The following is a 13,855-nucleotide window of genomic DNA, read 5'->3' as shown; positions in this document are numbered from 1 at the left end:
CCCCTACCGTGACTTCTTTTGGTCAACCGGTTAGCCTAATAGCGGCAGCGGCAGTGTCGTAAGGCGACCCTTGAGGAGGACAACGTGCAGGAACGACTAGCAGGTAAATCCATTTTGGTCACGGGCGCAGGCTCGGGCATCGGCAAGGCTGTGGCCACGCGCTTCGCGCACGAGGGTGCAGCTGTCGTGTTCTCGGATCGAGACGGCGCGGCGGCTCACCGTGCCGCCGCGAGCTGTCGCGACGCCATCGGAGTAGAACTCGATGTCTCTGACGAGGGAAGCGTTGAGCGGGCCTATGCCGAGATCGCCGGCCGCGGGATCGCGCTCGATGTCGTCGTCGCGAACGCCGGTGTGCAGCTCTTCGGCCACGACGCCCCGGTCGCCGATCTCGACCTCGACGTCTGGAAGCGCACGCTTGACGTGAACCTGACCGGAACCTTCCTGACGGTCAAGCACGCCGTGCGGGCGCTGCGCGGCCGAGGCGGAAGCATCATTCTCACCGGGTCTCCGACGGGTCTGACCGGAGAAGGGGCCGAGTTCACGGCGTACAGCACGACGAAAGCGGGAATCCACGGGCTGACGCGCACGGTCGCGGCCGCGTATGCGCGAGAGGGGATCCGTGCCAACGCCGTTGTGCCAGGGTACACGGAGACTCCGCTTGTCACGTCGATCTCCGACGACCCGGAGTCCCGCGCCGCGATCGTTTCGCGCATTCCGCTCGGACGGCCGGGAACTCCCGCCGACGTGGAAGGCATCATGGTCTTTCTCGCGAGCGACGAGGCAGCGTTCGCGACGGGCAGCCTCTTTCGCGTCGACGGCGGAATGACGACGCTGTGACCGAATTCGCAACGCCCGCAGCCGCTCGGTGGCTCGACGACGCTCCCACAGCCGTCGCCATCGAGCATGGACCGTGGCGTATGGATCGCGTGGGAGCGGGACTCGCCGACATTCGGTTCCGGGGAGTCTCCGTTCTTCGAGCGCTGCGCGTCGTCGTTCGCGACGCCGACTGGCGCACGATCGAACCGCGCGACGTGACGGTCACCGGGGGAGACGGAGGCAGCATCACGATTGCGGCGCGGTGCCAGCGCAACGAGGTCGACCTCGCGTGGACGGCCACGCTGTCGCTTGACGACACCGAGCTGCGCGTCGACCTTTCGGGAGTGGCGCAGTCTGCGTTCGACCGCAACCGCATTGGCATCATCGTGCTGCACTGGCCGAGCGATGCCGGTTCGCAGCTGTGGGTGACGCATCCGGACGGCACGTCGACGCGGACGCGGTTTCCCGACGCAATCGCCCCGCACCAGCCTGCGCTCGACATCGCGGGCCTCGAGTGGTCGCGTCAGGGAATCGACGTTCGGCTGCACTTCGCGGGCGACGTGTTCGAAATGGAAGATCAGCGCAACTGGACAGACGCCTCGTTCAAGACCTACAGCACGCCGCTCGAGAGGCCTTTTCCGGTCCGTCTGGACCCGGGAGATCGTGTCGCGCAGAGCGTCACCGTGACGTGCGACGGTGACCCTGAAAGCGGCGCGGGTGATGACGCGCCAGAACGCGAGGAGGTCGTGCTCGGCGCTGAGCGCGTGTTTCCTCAGATCGGCATCGCTGCATCGACAGCATCCGAGTCATCTCGACCGCGCGATGAGGTGCGAGCGCCGGTCACGCTCGTCGAACTCGATGTGAGAGACGCGAACTGGCGGGCGGCCCTCGAGCGTGCGCGGCAGGACGCGGGAAAGGGTCTGCTCGACGTGAGGCTCATCGCGCGAGACGAGGCAGACGTTGCGCAGCTCGTCGATGCTGTTGCCCCGCTGCCGATTGCGCGCCTCGCGGTTTTCGATGCGACAACACACGTGAGCGAGCCTGTTCTCTGGCGGGTCCTGGGCGACGCCGCGGCTGCGCGCGGCATTCGCGGTGAACTGGTCGCGGGAACGCGCGCGCACTTCACCGAGCTGAATCGCACGCATGAACGGTTGCCGGACGCACCGCTGACCTTCAGCATCACTCCGCAGATGCACGACATCGAGCGCGCGCAGATCGTCGAGTCCATCGCCATGCAACGCCTCGTCGCCGAGAACGCCGTGCGCATCGCCGACGGTGCCGCTGTGCACGTCGGCCCGGTCACGCTGCGCGCCCGGTATAACGCGGTGGCGACGACGCCATACGCGGCAGATCGTGCGACAGATGTGAGCGGCGGTTACGGCGCCGAGCGTGTCGCAGAGGCCACGGATGCTCGGCAGACGAGCCCCGCGATGGCGGCGTGGGTCATGGCGAGCACGTTCGCGCTCGCGATCGACAACGTGGCGAGCATCACCCTGGGCGAGGCGCGGGGGCCGCGAGGTCTTGCCGACGAGACCGGGCGATTTCCGGTGGCCGACGCGGCCGAGCTGCTCATTGCTCGCGGAGGAGAGCTGACGCGCCGCCTCGAGAACCTGCCCGACGGATGCTGGGGCGCCGCGTTTCCCGAGCGGCGCGAGATTCTCGTGGCAAACGTTGCCGACGACGACGCGCGATTCACGATCGAGGGCATCGGCGCTCTCGTCGTTCCTGCGACGGACTACGTGCGGCAGGCGTACTGACCCGTGAGAGCGCGGGCGAGCCTACGTCGTCTCTGACGCGAGACGCTCGCCGGCGGTCGCCATGTGTGCGCGCATGGCTGCGGCTGCAGCATCCGCGTCGTTTTTCTCGAGTGCCGCGACGATCGCGGCGTGCTCCGCGAGAGCCTTCTCTGCCTGCGTGCGATCACGAAGTCCGCGCTCGACCCACAGGCGCAGCATCGACCGCACGGACTGCAGCATTCCCGTGAGCACCGTGTTGCCCGCGGACTCGGCGATGGCGACGTGAAAGGCGACGTCGGCCGTGATGAACCGGGGGAGATCGTCGAGCCCAGCGCGCATCTCATCGAGGTGCGCACGCAGGCTCGCGAGCTGGTCGGCATCCACGCGCGTGGCCGCGAACGTCGCCGCCGACACCTCGAGTTCGCCGCGCAGCTCGATGAGCTCGGTCGTGCGCTCTGCGCTCAGCATGAGGCCCCAGTTGAGTGTCTCGGGAAGCAGTTCTGAGGCGCTGCCGCGCAGGTAGGTTCCCGAGCCGGGGCGGATCTCGACGATGCCGAGAATCTCGAGAGCCGCGAGGGTCTCGCGCACCGCGGAACGCCCGACACCGAGAGACGCCGACAGCTGACGTTCTGGCGGAAGGCGCGTGCCGGCCTCGATGCTGCCGCTCGTGAATAGGTCGAGCATGCGTCGAGCGATCTCGGGGACCGAATTGCCCGCGCTCACGCTGCCGAGTTCGGCGCTGATGCGAGTTGCGGAGTCCCCGGGATAGGCAGGCATGCACTCAGCCTAGCAACTGGTTGACCAAAAGCGCCTGTTTGGTCAACCGGTTGACTATTTCGCGTCACCGGTTGATACTGAGTGACGTGGCACTCGGACTCAGCACGTACGCATTCTTCTGGCAGTGGTCGGAGCGCGCGACAGAACCCCTCTCACTCGAGAGGATGCTGCAGAAGACGCGCGATCTCGACGCCGACGTGTTCCAGGTCTGCGATTACCCGCCCCTCGAGCGGCGCAGCGATGCCGAACTGCGTGAGCTGTGGCGGATCGCCGACGGCCTCGGCATCCGCCTCGAACTGGGAACGAGAGGAGTGCGGCCCGCTCACCTGCGCCGATTCCTGCACATCGCCGAGCTTCTCGGCGTGACGCTTGTGCGCACCATGATCGCCACAGCCGGCGACCACCCCGGCGACAACGAGGCCGAGGGACTGCTGCGCGAGGTGCTTCCCGAATACGAGCGAGCCGAGGTGACGATCGCACTCGAGACATACGAGCAGGTGCCGACCAGCACACTCGTTGGCATCGTCGAGCGCATCGGAAGCCCGCGGCTCGGCATCTGCAGCGATCCCGCCAACTGCGTCGCGGCGCTCGAGAGCCCGGCAGAGCTCATCGCGCGCGTCGCCCCGCACGTCGTGAACATGCACATCAAGGACTTCGCGTTCACCCGCCACGCGGGCTGGATCGGGTTCTCGCTCACGGGGGCGCCCCTCGGCGAGGGGCTGCTCGACTACGCCGGCATGATCGCGGCGATCGAGCCCGAAGAACGCGGCATCAACCAGATCATCGAGCACTGGCTTCCCTGGCAGGGCGACGCAGAGACGACGTTCCGGCTTGAGGACGAATGGACAGCACACAATGTGCGCTACGTGAGGAGCATGAACACATGACAACGCCACAGCTGAACATCGCCGTGATCGGCGCGGGCGGCAAGATGGGCATGCGAGTGTCTAACAACATCGCGACGTCACGCCACGACGGGTATTACAGCGAGGTCTCGCCCGCTGGCCAAGATCGCGTGCGCGAGGCAGGCCGCACGATCACCGACGCGAGTGACGCCGTCGCCGAGGCAGACGTCGTTGTGCTCGCCGTCCCCGACCTCGCGCTGCAGGCGGTGTCGGCAGAGCTCGTGCCGCAGGCGAAACCGGGCGCCGTCATCCTGACGCTCGATCCAGCGGCAGCGTACGCGGGACTGCTCGCCACCCGCGACGATGTCGTCTTCGCGGTTGCCCACCCCTGCCACCCCTCGATCTTCCTCGAGCGTCACACGCCCGAGGAATACGCCGACACCTTCGGCGGCATCGCCGCTCCGCAAGACGTCGTCGCGGCCATCGAGTCAGAGGATGCTGAGAAGAAGGCGATCGCCGAAGAGGCCGTGCGCGTCATCTACGCTCCGGTCATCGACGTGCACTGGGTCACCGTCAAGCAGCTCGCGCAGCTCGAGCCGACGCTCGTCGAGACGATCGCGTGCATGATCGGGGGCCTGCTCAAGGAGTCGCTGCACGAGGCCGTGCACACCATGGGGGTTCCCGAGCCTGCCGCGCGGGCGATTCTGCTCGGTCATACGCAGGTCGCACTCGCCAACTCGCTCAACGGTGACAATCCGTTCTCCGACGCGTGCCTGATCGCCATGGACTACGGCCGCGAGTCGATCATCAAAGATGACTGGAAGAAGGTGTTCCGCGACGACGAGCTCGACACCGTGCTCGCGCGGATGCTGCGGCTTGACGCCGTCGCGAGATAGCCGCGCGAGGCTGCCTGTGCGCCCCAGGCAGCCTCACGCGAGCGCGTCGACCTCGTCGAGGATCTGCTCGAGAGCGTGCGGGTCGTGCGCGAAACGGCCGAGGAACAGGCCGTCGACGCTGTCGGCGATCTCGGTGATGAGACCGGGGCCGGCGCTTCCGCCATAGAGGATGGACGAGGACTCCCGACCGCTTGCGTCGAGAGTGCCGCGCAAGCGCTGCGCGACCTCGCGCACGTAGTCGGTGGGCGCGGGCTCTGCCTGGCCGATCGCCCACTGCGGCTCGTAGGCGACGATCATGCGCGTCGCGCTGTCGTCGAGACGGGCGCTTGCCGAGGCGATCTGCTCCGCGCACGCCTCGGCGGCGGCCGCGGGAGTCAGCTGCTGCTCCTCGCCGATGCACAGCACGGGGGTGATGCCGTTGCGCACGGCGGCGGCGAGTTTGCGCGCGACGAGATCGTCGGTCTCGCCGAACAGCGTGCGCCGCTCGGCATGGCCGATCTCTGCATAGCGGCAGCCCACCTGCACGAGCTGCGGGCCGCTCACTTCTCCCGTGAACGCCCCCGCGTCGTCTGCCGCGATGTCCTGCGCGCCCACTTCTGCCGCCCCATTGAGAATGTCGCGCGCGTCTGAGATCGACACGAACGAGGGCATGGCGAACAGGGTAGCTCTGCCTGACCGCACGGCGTCATGCGCTCGCGCGATCTCGGCGACTCCACGGCACCACGAGAGCGTGCGCTCGTGGTCGAAGTACATCTTGAGGCTGATGCCGAGTGTGATCGGATGCCCCGCGGCGGGCATCTAGTCGCCCTCGTAGGCGCAGATGTCCTGCACCTTCTCGTTCGACGCGCTGGTCGGGTCGAAGGTGTAGTCGAGCCACTCGCTCACGAGGCGCCGAGCGAGCTCGATTCCGACGACGCGCTGACCCATGCAGAGCACCTGCGCGTTGTTCGAGAGCACCGAGCGCTCAACGGAGTAGCTGTCGTGCGCGGTCACGGCGCGAATTCCCTTGACCTTGTTCGCGGCGATTGCGACGCCAAGTCCCGTTCCGCAGATCAGCATGGCCCTGTCCGCCTCGCCGTCGGCCACGAGGCGCGCCGCGTCGACGGCGATGTGGGGGTAGTTCGTGTGACTGTCGGCATCCACTCCCACGTCGGTCACCGATGCGACCCGCGGGTCGTTCTGCAGGTCTTCTTTGATGCGCTCTTTGTAGGCGAAGCCGGCGTCGTCTCCGCCGACCACGATTCTCAGTCCAGTCATGGTGTCCTCTGCTTTCGGTTTCAGGTGTCTCGATCAGCGACCGAGCTCGGCCGCGATGCGCGTGGTGATCAGAGCGAATGAGACGGCTCCCGGGTCGCGCACGCCGAGCGCCTTCTCGCCGTGCGACCGGGCGCGGCCCATTGCGGGCAGGAGATCGGCCGTCGCCTCCGCGGCCTCGGTTGCCGCGCGTGCGGCGTCGGTCCAGGCTTCTGTCAGCGTGCTGCCCGCGTCAACCGCACGGTGCAGTTCCTCGGCGAACGGCACGAGCGCATCGACCATGGTCTTGTCGCCGACCGCTGCCTTGCCGTAGTCCATGACGGCGCGCGCGGCGTGGGACACTCCCGCGCTGATCGTCGCCGCATCGGGGCGGCCGGCGTCTCCGAGGTGGTCGCCGATGGTGCGAAGAATCACGCCCCAGAGCGCTCCAGAGGTGCCGCCCGCGCGATCCGACCATGCGTCGCCGCTGCGTGCGAGAAGGGACGCTGCTCCCGCGCGCTTCTCCGCGAGGGACGCCGCCGTACCGGCTGCGGCGACCGTGCCGCGCTGCATGCCGATTCCGTGGTCGCCGTCACCGGCGATCGCGTCGATGCGGCCCAGCTCGGCGACGTTCTCGTCGACGACGTCGCGCACCACGGCGAGAAGCTCCGCGATGCGGGCGGCGACGTCTGCCGATGCCTCGTCGGCGTCGGGAAGCTCGTCGCTCTCGGCGGCATCCTCTGTCGTCACCGTCGTGAGAGCCGTTGAATCGACGTTGCCCGTGCGGTACGCGGGAGTGTCGGCGGGTGCGGACCAGAGCTGCTCGAGCTCGTCGTCAAGCCAGAAGAGCGTGAGCGAGGCGCCGGCCATGTCAAAGCTCGTGCAGAACTCGCCGACCTGCGGGTCGACGACCGTTAGGCCGCGTTCGTCGAGCAGCTCGGCGATGCGGGCGTAGACGACGAAGAGCTCTTCGCTCTTGACCGAGCCGAGACCGTTGAGAATGGGAACAACGCGCGCTCCGTCGACGGTGACGTTCTCGGGGATCTCGGCGTCGTCGAGAAGCCGGCTGACGAAGAGCTCGGCGAGCTCGTTCGCGGTGGGAATGTCGGTCTCGTCGATTCCGGGTTCGCCGTGGATGCCAAGTCCGATCGCCATGCGGCCCTCGGGAACGGTGAACAGCGGCTCGTCGGCGCCGGGGAGCGTGCAGCCGGTGAAGGCGACGCCCATGGAGCGGGTGCGGTCGTTGGCGGTTCGGGCGATGCGCTCGACATCGTCGAGTGGGAATCCGGATGCTGCCGCTGCACCCGCCGTCTTGAAGACCGTGAGATCCCCGGCGATGCCCCGGCGCTTCTCGCGCTCGTTCGGCTTGGCGCTGAAGATGTCATCGGTGACGGTCACCGTACGGCAATCGATGCCGGCCTCGCGCAGGGCATCCTGCGCGGCATTGAAGTGGAGCACATCCCCGGCGTAGTTGCCGTAGCTGAAGAGGATGCCGCGGCCCTGATCGGCCGCGCGGGCAACCGACTCCACCTGATGCGCCGAGGGCGATGCGAACAGGTTTCCCATGGCGGCACCGTGTGCGAGGCCCGGGCCGACGAGTCCGGCGAACGCGGGGTAGTGGCCGGAACCGCCGCCGATGACGAGCGACACTGTGGGGTCGGCGGATTGCGTCGAACGGGCGACCCCGCCCGTGACCTTGCGCACCCACCGTCCGTGCGCGCGCACGAACCCATCGACCATCTCATCGGCGAAATCAGCCGGATCGTTCCACAGCCGGGTCATCGTCACTCCTCGTCGTCGAGACGGCTCTTGCATGCCATCGCTGAGATTTCTCGCACTTCGAATATCTCACTCAAAATGCGATAATCACAAACTAACACGGATGTTCTAACATTTATCGGTGCGCAGGGCGCGTATTTGTGATAGAACGGTGGCGTACCTGATAAAACGGTACGTTAGATGTATCGAATAGCACTCCCCAAGGACGTGGGCAGCACCCCTCGCGAACCACGGCCATCGGGATCGTGAGCCGATCCACGAGCGATCGGCGGGAAGGTCACCGGCCATGCGAGCAATAGTTTTTGAAGACGCACATAACCTGGCGCTGAAAGAGGTAGACGCACCGGAGCCCGGTGCGAATGACGTCGTGCTGAAGGTCGCCGCCGTCGGCATCTGCGGCACAGACACGCACGTTTTCGACGGCGAGTTCGAGGGAACGGTCTATCCGCTCATCCCCGGGCACGAGGCGACGGGCGTCGTCACGGCTGTGGGAGCGGACGTCGCAGATATCGCGGTCGGCGACCACGTCGCGATCAACCCGAGCACGACGTGCGGCGAGTGCGAGTTCTGCCTCAACGGCCGCCAGAACCTCTGCCGCTCGTGGAACGGCCTCGGCGTTGTCGCGAGCGACGGTGCCTCGGCTGAGTACCTGTCCGCACCGCGCGCCAACGTATTCAAGCTGCGTCCCGAAACCGACATTCACGAGGCCGCGCTCATCGAGCCGCTCGCGTGCGCGATTCGCGGGTACGACCTGCTCCCGCGTCGCATGGGCGAGACCTACCTCATCTACGGTGCAGGCACGATGGGCCTGCTCATGGCCCAGCTCGCACCGCGTGCGGGTGCCGCGAGCGTGACGGTCGTCGACCTCAACGAGGGCCGCCTGCAGGCCGCGCGCGACGTCGGCGTCGAGAACACCTACACGAAGGCAGACGATGCCTCCCGTGAGCTCGGCATCGAGAAGTGGGACGTCGTGATCGACTGCACGGGAGCCATTCCCGCCATCGAAGACGCGCTGCCCCGCGTCAAGGCCGGAGGCACCTTCCAGCACTTCGGCGTCGCGCCGGCAGAGGCGACAGCCCACTACTCGCCGTTCCGCGTGTACCGCGACGAGATCAACATCGTCGGCACCATGGCCGTGCTCAACACCTTCGGCCGCGCCGTGGCGATGTTCGAGGCAGGCGCGATCAACCCGACCCCCATGATCAGCCACTCGTTCACCCTCGACGAGTACTCCAGCGCCCTTGAGAAGTTCCGCGCGGGCACCGGCCGCAAGCTGCAGATCCGCCCGAACGACACCGAGTCGCGCGTTCTGCTCGACATCTAGCCGAAAGGCCGCCATCGCGGCCGCCGAGAGCATGCTCCGGCGGCCGCCCGCCCCCAGCCAGAGGAAGACAACAAGTGTCGAACGCACAGAAGAGGTCCCGCAAATCCCCGTGGATCATCGCTGCGATCGCCGTGATCACGGTCGTCGCCATGGGGACCATCGGAACCACGTACCTCACTCCGGACGAAGCCGCCGAGGCGTCGTCGTCGGGCAATGACCCGAAGGTCTTCGCCGAAGAGAACTACGAATCCCTGATCGTCGCCGGCATCACCGAGAACGCCGTCGAGCTCCCGAAAGTCGCGCAGGCACTCGCCGACGACCCGGCCGCTGCCGCAGAAGAGTACGGCGTCGGCGATGGCCCGTCACCCACGTACTCCGTGTCGTTCACGGGCGTCGTGAGCGAATACGACGCTGAAGCCGGAAATCTGCTCGTCGATGTCGAGGGCATGCCCGACGAATCCCAGGCGGCGATCCAGACCGGAAACCCGGGCATCATCGGAACGGCCCTGCGCGACGCGACAGGCGAGGTGTCATTCTCGATGTTCACCAACCAGCTCGATTACCAGGAAGTCGGTGCCGTCTTCAACCAGATGATGAAGGAGAGTGTGCTCGACCCGATCGACGTCGAGTCCCTCGTCGGCAAGACCGTCACCGTCACAGGAGCCACCGCGCCGCTCAACCCTCAGCTGATCGTCGTGACGCCCGTCTCGCTCGAGGTCGGCAAATGACGGCGCATTCCGACGAGGTGATCCTGCGCGCGCAGAACATCTCGAAGACCTACGGCGCGACCCGTGCGCTTAAGGGCGTGAACTTCGAGATCCATCGCGGCAAGGTGACGACCCTGTTCGGCGAGAACGGGGCCGGAAAATCGACGCTCATGCGCATTCTCTCGGGAGTCGAGAAGCCGACGGGCGGCACCCTGGAGCTCTACGGCGAGCCGGTTGAGTTCGCGTCGACGACAGAGGCGACAGACCGCGGAATCTCGATCATTCACCAGGAGCTGAGTCTCGCACCGAACCTCAACGTGCGCGACAACATCTTCATGGGCAGAGAGCTGCGCACTCCAGCGGGAACCGTCGATTACGCCGCAGAAGAGAAGATCGTCGCCGAGCTTATGAGCCGGCTCGAAGAAGACATCAGCCCGCGCGCCAGCGTCTCTGAGCTCCGGCTCGGGCAGCAGCAGATCGTTGAGATCGCGCGTTCGCTGTCGCAAGACGCGCGCATCCTCATCATGGACGAGCCGACGTCGGCACTGAGTGCTTCAGAGGTTGACGTGCTGTTCAAGGTGATCAACGATCTGCGCGCAGACGGTGTCTCGATCGTCTACATCTCGCACCACCTCGAGGAGGCGCTGCAGGTCTCCGACTACTGCGTCGTCTTCCGCGACGGCGAGCTTGTCGCGACAGAGCCGGTATCGAACGTCGACCTGCCGTGGATCGTGAGGCAGATGGTCGGCGCCGAGTTCGACCTCGGCACACCGCCGGACGAGGCGGGCTTCGGCGACGTCGCCCTCGACGTCAACGGCGTCAGCGTCGTTGACGCCACCAACCCGGAGCGCCTGGCCGTCTACGGCGTGGACCTGCAGGTGCGCAAGGGCGAGATCGTCTGCATCTACGGGCTTATGGGGGCCGGACGGACAGAGCTGCTCGAGGCTCTTGCCGGCAGGGGAGACATTGTCGAGGGGAACTTCACCGTTGACGGTGACGACCTCGCGGGACTCTCCGTAGGCGACCGCATCGCGTCGGGCCTCGCACTTGTGCCAGAGGACCGGCAGCGCGACGGGATGATCCAGGCGCTGTCCGTCGGCCGCAATCTCTCACTCGCAAGTCTTCCCGCGATCTCGAAAGCGTCGTGGCTCGACGACAAGAAAGAGCACAAGCGCAACCTCAAGAGCATCGCCGACGTGCACATCAAGACCGCGGGGCCGCGCGCACCCATCACCTCACTCTCCGGCGGAAACCAGCAGAAGGTCGTGATCGGCAAGATCCTGCAGACCGGCCCCAAGGTGATCCTGCTCGACGAGCCGAGCCGCGGAATCGATATCGGCGCGAAGACCGAGGTCTTCCATCTGCTCGCCGAAATGGCGAAAGACGGTCTCGCCGTGCTCTACAGCACCTCTGAGGTGACCGAGTGCCTCGGCGTCGCGAACCGCGTGCTCGTCATGAGCAAGGGCTCTGTTGTCGCCGAATTCCACTCGTCTGAGGCGACGAAAGAAGACATCATGGCCGCGTCTGGCGAGGCGGTCGAAGAAACGAACGGAACACTCTCATGAACGCCACGGAAACAGCTCCCAAGAAGCGGGGGCTCCTTCCCGAAGGAATGACGATCGGTCAGGTGTTGCTTGAGGGGCGCGCATTCATCGCCCTTCTCGTCATCATCATCGTGTTCTCGTTCCTCTCGGACAACTTCTTCACGGTTGACAACCTGATCGTCATGACCCGCCACGTCGCCGTGAACGCGATTCTCGCGATCGGGATGCTCATGGTCATCCTCAACGCGGGCATCGACCTGTCCGTCGGGTCGACGGTCGCGCTCTCGGGGGTTGTCGCCGGGTACCTGCTGCAGGGGGTCGATCTGCCGCTCACAGAGGCGATCGCGTACCCTGCCGTCTGGGTCGTCGTGCTCATCTCCCTCGCCGTCGGTGCCGCCGTCGGCTGGGTGAACGGCATGCTCGTCGCGCGGTTCAAGGTGGCTCCGTTCGTCGCCACCCTCGGCATGATGTACGTCGTGCGCGGAATCGCGCTGCTGATCACGAACGGCCGCACGTTCCCCAAGCTCCGCGGTGAAGAGGCGCTCGGCAACACCGGGTTCAACTGGGTCGGCTTCAACTCGATCTGGATCATTCCCATCGGCGTCATCGTCATGATCGTGATCGCCGCGATCATGAGCATGGTGCTGAACAAGTCCCCGTTCGGCCGCTGGCTGTACGCGTCGGGTGGCAACGAGCGCGCGGCAGCGCTCTCCGGCATCCCCGTCAAGAAGGTGCAGGTAAGCGTCTATGTGCTCGCCGGCCTGTTCGCGGGAGCAGCGGGACTCATCCTCACATCTGAGCTCACGAGCGCGACCCCGCAGGCGGGAGACTCCTACGAGCTCACGGCCATCGCCGCCGTCGTCATCGGCGGAGCATCGCTCATGGGTGGAAAAGGCACGATTCGCGGCACATTGCTCGGTGCGTTCGTGATCGGCTTCCTCGGCGACGGCCTCGTGATCGTCGGCGTCTCCGAGTACTGGCAGATGGTGTTCAAGGGCGCGGTCATTGTGCTGGCCGTCATGCTCAACGCCGTCGAAGTCAAGACAAAGCGCTCCTCGAAGAAGAAGGAGGCGGTGTCGCCGCGTGCACCTGCGGCAGCATCCTCCTCCTGACCCCGCGGCACACGTGACCGCATCACATCCAACGAAAGGAACACAATGAATCTGCGCAAGGCAGCGATGGCGCTGGCCATGGGGGCCGTCGTGGCACTCACGGCGACCGCCTGTTCAGGCTCCTCAGAAGAAGAGGCGAAGTCGACAGAGGGCGGCCTCATCTCGGTGATCACGCCGCCCCTCGACAACCCGTTCTGGAGCACCGAGGCACAGACGGTCAAGGATGCTGCGGAGGAGAAGGGCTACACAGCCAAGATCTCGTCGCACGACTACGACCCCAAGAAGGAGAGCGACCTGATCGACACCGCGATCAGCAACGACTCCGTTGCGATCGTTCTTGACCCCGCGGGTGCCGACTCGTCGATCGGAAACGTGCAGAAGGCCGAGGATGCCGGCATCCCGGTGTTCCTCGTGAACGCCGAGATCAACGAGGCCGGAATCGCGAAGTCGCAGCTCGTGTCGAACAACGCGCAGGGCGCCGTTCTGGCCGCCCAGCAGTTCGTCAAGGCGATGGGCGGCGAAGGAAAGTACGTCGAGCTCGTCGGAGAGTCGACAGACTCCAACTCCGTCGTGCGTTCCGAGGGCTTCAAGAGCGTCCTCGAGCAGTACCCCGACCTCGAGCTCGTTCAGCAGGAGACCGCTGACTGGGATCAGAACAAGGGATTCGAGAAGACCCAGGTGATGCTGCAGGCTCACCCGGACATCAAGGGAATCATCTCGGGCAACGACCAGATGGCGCTCGGTGCGATCGCCGCGCTCAAGCAGGCGAAGAAGCTCGATGACGTCGTCGTCGGCGGATTCGACGGATCGCCCGAGGCCATCCAGGCCGTGGTGGACGGTGAGCTCGCGTACACGGTGCTGCAGCCGGTCGTCGACTTCTCGAAGGCCGTCGTCGACCAGATCGACAGCTACCTGACAACGGGTGAGACCGGCGTCGACTCTGAGAAGCAGGCATTCGACTGCACGCTCATCACTGAGGAAAACGCCGACCAGGTGACAGAATTCAGTTTGGAAGGCTGACACCGTATCAATCTCGCTGAGGGCCGGGGGACCTGACCTTCCGTCCCGGCCCTCAGCGGGTTCCAC

The 13,855-nt window shown here is 66.0% G+C and carries 13 protein-coding genes; 9 read left to right on the top strand and 4 right to left on the bottom strand.

The window, feature by feature from the left end:
* The first annotated feature begins 84 nt into the window (after positions 1-84).
* A complete protein-coding gene (locus ATJ78_RS14705; RefSeq protein ID WP_098408928.1) occupies positions 85-837 on the top strand; it encodes an SDR family NAD(P)-dependent oxidoreductase in 753 nt (250 codons plus the stop codon).
* Positions 834-2,573, top strand: coding sequence for a D-apionate lactonase family protein (locus ATJ78_RS14700; RefSeq protein WP_098408927.1), 1,740 nt, complete (start codon positions 834-836; stop codon positions 2,571-2,573). Before ATJ78_RS14705 ends, ATJ78_RS14700 begins: the two co-directional genes overlap by 4 nt.
* Before the next feature lie 21 nt (positions 2,574-2,594).
* On the opposite strand, the gene ATJ78_RS14695 is transcribed toward ATJ78_RS14700, so the two are convergent.
* Positions 2,595-3,329: a FadR/GntR family transcriptional regulator gene (locus tag ATJ78_RS14695; RefSeq protein ID WP_098408926.1), complete on the bottom strand. Its 735-nt coding sequence runs from the start codon at positions 3,327-3,329 to the stop codon at positions 2,595-2,597.
* 86 nt (positions 3,330-3,415) lie between these two features.
* Here ATJ78_RS14695 and ATJ78_RS14690 point away from each other — a divergent pair, with 86 nt between their 5' ends.
* Positions 3,416-4,216 (top strand): sugar phosphate isomerase/epimerase family protein, encoded by an 801-nt coding sequence (locus tag ATJ78_RS14690; RefSeq protein WP_098408925.1) that lies wholly within the window; start codon positions 3,416-3,418, stop codon positions 4,214-4,216.
* The gene (locus ATJ78_RS14685) at positions 4,213-5,070 is read left to right on the top strand and encodes a phosphogluconate dehydrogenase C-terminal domain-containing protein (protein ID WP_098408924.1); all 858 of its coding nucleotides are present in this window, start codon (positions 4,213-4,215) and stop codon (positions 5,068-5,070) included. Before ATJ78_RS14690 ends, ATJ78_RS14685 begins: the two co-directional genes overlap by 4 nt.
* Before the next feature lie 33 nt (positions 5,071-5,103).
* On the opposite strand, the gene ATJ78_RS14680 is transcribed toward ATJ78_RS14685, so the two are convergent.
* The 3 genes from ATJ78_RS14680 to ATJ78_RS14670 are packed head-to-tail and all read right to left on the bottom strand — an operon-like array spanning position 5,104 to position 8,085.
* Positions 5,104-5,868 (bottom strand): triose-phosphate isomerase family protein, encoded by a 765-nt coding sequence (locus ATJ78_RS14680; RefSeq protein WP_098408923.1) that lies wholly within the window; start codon positions 5,866-5,868, stop codon positions 5,104-5,106.
* Positions 5,869-6,327, bottom strand: a complete 459-nt coding sequence (locus ATJ78_RS14675; RefSeq protein ID WP_098408922.1) for a ribose-5-phosphate isomerase — start codon at positions 6,325-6,327, stop codon at positions 5,869-5,871.
* A gap of 33 nt (positions 6,328-6,360) precedes the next feature.
* Positions 6,361-8,085: a dihydroxyacetone kinase family protein gene (locus ATJ78_RS14670; RefSeq protein ID WP_098409418.1), complete on the bottom strand. Its 1,725-nt coding sequence runs from the start codon at positions 8,083-8,085 to the stop codon at positions 6,361-6,363.
* A 283-nt stretch (positions 8,086-8,368) separates the two neighbouring features.
* Between ATJ78_RS14670 and ATJ78_RS14665 the strand changes: the two genes are divergently transcribed.
* From ATJ78_RS14665 to ATJ78_RS14645, 5 genes are all read left to right on the top strand, one after another.
* The gene (locus ATJ78_RS14665; RefSeq protein WP_098408921.1) at positions 8,369-9,406 is read left to right on the top strand and encodes a zinc-dependent alcohol dehydrogenase family protein; all 1,038 of its coding nucleotides are present in this window, start codon (positions 8,369-8,371) and stop codon (positions 9,404-9,406) included.
* Between the two features lie 74 nt (positions 9,407-9,480).
* Positions 9,481-10,134, top strand: a complete 654-nt coding sequence (locus tag ATJ78_RS14660) for a DUF2291 family protein (protein ID WP_098408920.1) — start codon at positions 9,481-9,483, stop codon at positions 10,132-10,134.
* A complete protein-coding gene (locus tag ATJ78_RS14655) occupies positions 10,131-11,678 on the top strand; it encodes a sugar ABC transporter ATP-binding protein (RefSeq protein ID WP_098408919.1) in 1,548 nt (515 codons plus the stop codon). Before ATJ78_RS14660 ends, ATJ78_RS14655 begins: the two co-directional genes overlap by 4 nt.
* Positions 11,675-12,769, top strand: a complete 1,095-nt coding sequence (locus tag ATJ78_RS14650) for an ABC transporter permease (protein ID WP_098408918.1) — start codon at positions 11,675-11,677, stop codon at positions 12,767-12,769. The genes ATJ78_RS14655 and ATJ78_RS14650 overlap by 4 nt, the downstream gene beginning before the upstream one ends.
* Positions 12,770-12,814: 45 nt before the next feature.
* A complete protein-coding gene (locus ATJ78_RS14645; RefSeq protein WP_098408917.1) occupies positions 12,815-13,789 on the top strand; it encodes a D-ribose ABC transporter substrate-binding protein in 975 nt (324 codons plus the stop codon).
* The last annotated feature ends 66 nt before the right edge of the window (positions 13,790-13,855 follow it).

Source organism: Paramicrobacterium agarici, from assembly GCF_002563955.1.
Classification (GTDB): Bacteria; Actinomycetota; Actinomycetes; order Actinomycetales; family Microbacteriaceae; genus Paramicrobacterium; species Paramicrobacterium agarici.
The sequence above is the reverse complement of the archived record's forward strand: the minus strand, read 5'-3'. Positions and strand labels throughout refer to the sequence as shown.

Excerpts from the sequence above, each read along its gene's own strand:
- ATJ78_RS14670 (WP_098409418.1), bottom strand. The coding sequence starts at position 8,085 with ATGACCCGGCTGTGGAACGATCCGGCTGATTTCGCCGATGAGATGGTC.
- ATJ78_RS14655 (WP_098408919.1), top strand. The coding sequence starts at position 10,131 with ATGACGGCGCATTCCGACGAGGTGATCCTGCGCGCGCAGAACATCTCG.
- ATJ78_RS14695 (WP_098408926.1), bottom strand. The coding sequence starts at position 3,329 with ATGCCTGCCTATCCCGGGGACTCCGCAACTCGCATCAGCGCCGAACTC.
- ATJ78_RS14675 (WP_098408922.1), bottom strand. The coding sequence starts at position 6,327 with ATGACTGGACTGAGAATCGTGGTCGGCGGAGACGACGCCGGCTTCGCC.
- ATJ78_RS14645 (WP_098408917.1), top strand. The coding sequence starts at position 12,815 with ATGAATCTGCGCAAGGCAGCGATGGCGCTGGCCATGGGGGCCGTCGTG.
- ATJ78_RS14680 (WP_098408923.1), bottom strand. The coding sequence starts at position 5,868 with ATGCCCGCCGCGGGGCATCCGATCACACTCGGCATCAGCCTCAAGATG.
- ATJ78_RS14665 (WP_098408921.1), top strand. The coding sequence starts at position 8,369 with ATGCGAGCAATAGTTTTTGAAGACGCACATAACCTGGCGCTGAAAGAG.
- ATJ78_RS14650 (WP_098408918.1), top strand. The coding sequence starts at position 11,675 with ATGAACGCCACGGAAACAGCTCCCAAGAAGCGGGGGCTCCTTCCCGAA.
- ATJ78_RS14685 (WP_098408924.1), top strand. The coding sequence starts at position 4,213 with ATGACAACGCCACAGCTGAACATCGCCGTGATCGGCGCGGGCGGCAAG.